Annotated in this window: 1 protein-coding gene; it reads right to left on the bottom strand. The window is 65.5% G+C overall.

Annotated elements, in window-relative coordinates; all coding sequences use genetic code 11:
• On the bottom strand, positions 1-1,450 hold a 1,450-nt coding region (locus ACIPIA_RS16220; protein ID WP_400511005.1), incomplete at both ends, for a glucan biosynthesis protein G.

The following is a 1,450-nucleotide window of genomic DNA, read 5'->3' as shown; positions in this document are numbered from 1 at the left end:
CGTGCGATCGCCCTCCTTCAACGCGGCGCGCAGCTCGGACGTCAGCCCCGGGTTCTTCACCTTCACCCGATAGGTCAGGCGCCAGCCCTTGATCGCGGGATTGGGTTGCAGCTCCGTGCCGACGATCTCGACATTGTCGTTGGCACTGACCTCAGCCGTGATCTGGGCCTGCGGCGGCAGCTTGCGGAGCGACGGGCCCTTGAAGTCGACGAGGAAGGCGATCGTCCCGTCGCCGGCCCGGATGAGGTTCGACTGGTAGAACTCGCCGGTCGAGCGGATCGTCTGCCAGACAAAGGAGGTGCCGTCGTTCAGGATGGCGGGCTCGTCCATCGTCCAGTGGATACGATAATCGAACTGCATCGGCTCGCCGGCCGCCGGGATCTTCTCCGGAACCCAGAAGCTGACGATGTTGTCGTTGGTCTCGTCCGCGGTCGGGATCTCGACCAGGCGTACGCTGCCCTTGCCCCAGTTGTTCGTCGGCTCGATCCAGGCGCTGGGGCGCAGGTCGTAGCGGTCCTTGATGTCCTCATAGCGCGTGAAGTCGCGTCCGCGCTGGAGAAGGCCGAAGCCCTTCGGGTTCTCGGCGGGAAAATCGGTGACGGCTACCTTGCCCAGCGGGTTGCCGAGCGGGCTCCAGAGCCACTTCCCGTCACCGCCGCGCATGGCGAGGCCGTTGGAATCGTGGATAGCCGGCCGGAAATTATAGGTCGGCGACGGCTGGTTCGGGCCGAAGAGGAACATGCTCGTCAGCGGCGCGATGCCGAGGACCTTCGGCGACGCGCCCTGGCGCATGAAGACGCGCGCGCGCACGCCCAGCACGGAATCGGAGCCCGGCGACAGGGTGAACTCATAGGCGCCGGTAGCCCGCGGCGAGTCCATCAGCGCGTAGAACGTCAGCTGCTTGTCCTTGGGCTTGGGGCGGCGAAGCCAGAATTCACGGAAGGCCGGGAATTCCTCGGCGATCGGCAGGCCGCTGTCGACGGCGAGACCGCGCCCCGAAAGGCCATAGATCTGCCCCTTGCCGATCACGCGGAAATAGCTCGCGCCCAGCACGCTCATGATCTCGTCGAGCTTGCCCTGCTGGTTGACCGGATAGACCACCCTGAAGCCTGCCCAGCCGAGCTTGCTCGTCGCATCGCGGTCGAAATGCAGGTCGGCGAAGTCGAAGCGCGAGGCGTCGTAGGGAATCTCCTGCACCGCGCCGTTGACGATCTCGTTGATCCGGACCGGCGTGTTGAAATGCATGCCCTGATGGTAGAACGCCAGCTTGAAAGGCGTGCCGAGCTCCATCCAGGCGAAGCGCTCGCGCCGCGGCTGCATCTTCTGGTAGTCGGCGAACTGCATCTTGCTGAAGACGTCGGGCAGATTGCTGACCGGCGCGACATAGGGCTTGTCGGCAAGCGCCCGCGCCCTCGCGAGCACGTCCTCGAGACCGAATTCCGGGGGGCGC

Source organism: Allobosea sp. CER48 (genome assembly GCF_044752385.1).
Taxonomy (GTDB): Bacteria; Pseudomonadota; Alphaproteobacteria; order Rhizobiales; family Beijerinckiaceae; genus Allobosea.
The sequence above is the reverse complement of the archived record's forward strand: the minus strand, read 5'-3'. Positions and strand labels throughout refer to the sequence as shown.